Source organism: Streptomyces sp. NPDC096012, assembly GCF_040426375.1.
Lineage (GTDB): Bacteria > Actinomycetota > Actinomycetes > Streptomycetales > Streptomycetaceae > Streptomyces.
On the sequence record NZ_JBEOTD010000012.1, the window covers coordinates 1 to 3,081 of the forward strand.

Sequence of the window (3,081 nt, forward strand, 5' to 3'; positions counted from 1 at the left end):
GGTCTTGGGCTTGGCGTCGGCCTTGGGCTCCGGGCCAGTCTTGGCGCTGGTCGCTCCCGGCACCGGGACGGTCGTGCGGTCGGCCGCTCCGGGTGCCCGGACGGGCGTGTCCGTCCACAGCTCCCGGCGCCGGAACGGGCGTGTCCCGTCCACAGCTCCCGGTGCCGGGACGGGCGTCTCGGTCGTCGTGGTCGGTCTCAGTCCTTCTTGCCGGTGGCGAGCTCACGGCTGCGGTCGCGCGCGGCTTCCAGGGCGGCGATGAGGGCGGCGCGTACTCCGTGGTTCTCCAGTTCGCGGATGGCGTTGATCGTCGTGCCGGCCGGGGAGGTGACGTTCTCGCGCAGCCTGACGGGGTGTTCGCCGCTGTCGCGGAGCATCACGGCGGCGCCGATGGCGGACTGGACGATGAGGTCGTGGGCCTTGTCGCGGGGCAGGCCGAGCAGGATGCCGGCGTCGGTCATGGCCTCGACCAGATAGAAGAAGTACGCCGGGCCGGAGCCGGACAGGGCGGTGCAGGCGTCCTGCTGGCTCTCCGGGACGCGGAGCGTCTTGCCGACGGCGCCGAAGATGTCCTCGGCGGTGGCCAGGTGGGCGGCGGTGGCGTGGCTGCCGGCGGAGATGACCGACATGGCCTCGTCGACGAGGGCCGGGGTGTTGGTCATGACGCGGACGACCGGGGTGCCCGCGGCCAGGCGCTCCTCGAAGAAGGACGTGGGGATACCGGCCGCTCCGCTGATGACCAGGCGGTCCGCGGGCACGTGCGGGGCGAGTTCGTCCAGCAGGGTGCCCATGTCCTGCGGCTTGACCGTGAGGATCAGGGTGTCGGCGGTCTTGGCGGCCTCGGTGTTGCTGACCGGGCTGACTCCGTGGCGGGTGCGGAGTTCCTCGGCGCGTTCGGGGCGGCGGGCGGTGACCAGGAGGTCGGCGGGGGCCCAGCCGGCCCGGATCATTCCGCTGAGCAGGGCTTCGCCGATCTTGCCGGTGCCGAGGACTGCGACTTTCTGGCTCATGGGGTCATCCTCGCACCGGCACTGACAGGTGGCGGCGGTTGTCCGGTTGGCGGGACACCGCCGCGGGTGCCGGTGCCGGTGCCGTCCGGCGGCCGGCCGCCGAGGCGCCGGTGCCCATGCCGTGCGGGCATGAGGTACGGGCATGAGGTACGGGTGTCTGTGCCGTGCGGCGCCTCAAACTCGGCCGCTTACGCCGTGCGGCGCCTGAGGGTGGCCGCGCCCACTCCCAGGACCAGCAGCGCGCAGCCGGCCACGATCAGGATGTCGCGGAGGAAGGTCGCGGTCATGTCGGTGTGGCGCAGGACCTCGTTCATGCCGTCGACGGCGTAGGACATCGGCAGGACGTCGGAGATCGCCTCGAGCACCGGGTGCATGTCGGAGCGCGGGGTGAACAGGCCGCACAGGAGGAGCTGGGGAAAGATCACCGCGGGCATGAACTGGACCGCCTGGAACTCGGAGGCCGCGAAGGCCGAGACGAAGAGGCCCAGGGCCGTGCCGAGCAGGGCGTCCAGGAGGGCGACGAGCAGCAGCAGCCAGGGCGAACCGGTGACGTCCAGGCCGAGCAGCCACACCGCGAGGCCGGTGGCGAGGGCCGACTGGACGATGGCGATGACACCGAAGGCCAGGGCGTAGCCGGCGATGACGTCCGCCTTGCCGAGGGGCATGGCGAGGAGGCGTTCGAGGGTGCCGGAGGTGCGTTCGCGCAGGGTGGCGATGGAGGTGACCAGGAACATCGTGATCAGCGGGAAGATCCCGAGCAGGGAGGCGCCGATGTTGTCGAAGGTGCGCGGGGTGGCGTCGAAGACGTAGCGCAGCAGGACCAGCATCAGGCACGGGACGAGGACCATCAGCGCGATGGTGCGCGGGTCGTGGCGCAGCTGGCGCAGGACCCGGGCGGCCGTGGCGGTGGTGCGGGCCGGGCTGAACGCGCCGGTGGGTGCGGCGCTGTGGGCGGGGGTGTGCGCGGGGGCCGTCGTGCTCATCGGGTGCTCTCCTTGGTGCGTCCGGCCGTGGCGGCCTCGTCCACGAGGTGCAGGAAGGCGGCCTCGACGGTGTCGCTGCCGGTGCCGGCGCGCAGGGCGTCCGGGGTGTCGTCGGCGAGGATCTCGCCCTCGCGCATGAGGAGGAGGCGGTGGCAGCGCTCTGCCTCGTCCATGACGTGGGAGGAGACGAGGAGGGTGGTGCCGCGGGTGGTGGCCAGGTCGTGGAAGAGGTTCCACAGGTCGCGGCGCAGAACGGGGTCGAGGCCGACGGTCGGCTCGTCGAGGACGAGGAGTTCGGGGGCGCCGAGGAGGGCGACGGCCAGGGAGACGCGGTTGCGCTGCCCCCCGGAGAGGTTGCCCGCGAGGGCGTCGGCGTGGCTGGTCAGGTCGACGTCGGCGATGGCCTGGGTGACGTGGCCGCGGCGGCGTTCGGCGGCGGTACGGCCGGGGTCGAGTATCGCGGCGAAGTACTCGAGGTTCTGGCGGACGGTCAGGTCGTCGTAGACGGAGGGGGCCTGGGTGACGTAGCCGATCCGGCTGCGGAGGCCGGGGTGACCGGCCGGGCGGCCGAGGACGTTCAGGGTGCCGGTGACCTTGGCCTGGGTACCGACGACGGCGCGCATGAGGGTCGATTTGCCGCAGCCGGACGGGCCGAGCAGACCGGTGATCTGGCCGCGGGGGACGGCGAAGCGGAGGTCGTGCAGGACGGTACGGGGTCCGCGCACGACGGTGAGGTCCTCGGCGTGGACGGCCGGCGTGGGGGCCGGGTGGGGTGGGTCCGGCTCGTAATTCATCATGCGATGAATAATCGGCCCGTCCGGCGGTGCGCGTCAAGGGGGAACGGCCGTTTGCACGGCAGGTTTGGGCGGTCGCGGGTCAAGGTGGAGGAGGAGGGCGGGAGTTGGGGGCGCGGCCTGGAACGGCGGCGGCCGGATGCGTGAGGGGAGGAGGTGAGGAGTAAGGGGTGAGGGGGGCGGGGGTGGGGGTGGGGGCACGAGGCGGCAGGGGTGGGTTGCGGCAGTGGAGCGGGGGGCAGTGCAGCGCGGGGGGGGGTGCAGCGCGGGGGGCCGCAGTGGAGCGCGGGCGGT

Annotated in this window: 3 protein-coding genes; all 3 read right to left on the reverse strand. The window is 72.8% G+C overall.

From position 1 onward, the window contains the following. Window positions 1–197: 197 nt before the first annotated feature. A complete protein-coding gene (gene proC / locus ABVB68_RS14480) occupies window positions 198–1,010 on the reverse strand; it encodes a pyrroline-5-carboxylate reductase (RefSeq protein WP_353601392.1) in 813 nt (270 codons plus the stop codon). A gap of 188 nt (window positions 1,011–1,198) precedes the next feature. Further along, window positions 1,199–1,993 carry an ABC transporter permease gene (locus ABVB68_RS14485; protein ID WP_353601393.1) on the reverse strand — a complete coding sequence of 265 codons (795 nt, stop codon included), beginning with the start codon at window positions 1,991–1,993 and terminating at the stop codon, window positions 1,199–1,201. Continuing rightward, window positions 1,990–2,790, reverse strand: a complete 801-nt coding sequence (locus ABVB68_RS14490; RefSeq protein WP_353601394.1) for an ABC transporter ATP-binding protein — start codon at window positions 2,788–2,790, stop codon at window positions 1,990–1,992. Before ABVB68_RS14490 ends, ABVB68_RS14485 begins: the two co-directional genes overlap by 4 nt. Between the last annotated feature and the right edge of the window lie 291 nt (window positions 2,791–3,081).

Bases quoted from the DNA above. Each gene is read 5' to 3' on its own strand.
- proC (WP_353601392.1), bottom strand. From the start codon at position 1,010: ATGAGCCAGAAAGTCGCAGTCCTCGGCACCGGCAAGATCGGCGAAGCC.
- ABVB68_RS14485 (WP_353601393.1), bottom strand. From the start codon at position 1,993: ATGAGCACGACGGCCCCCGCGCACACCCCCGCCCACAGCGCCGCACCC.
- ABVB68_RS14490 (WP_353601394.1), bottom strand. From the start codon at position 2,790: ATGATGAATTACGAGCCGGACCCACCCCACCCGGCCCCCACGCCGGCC.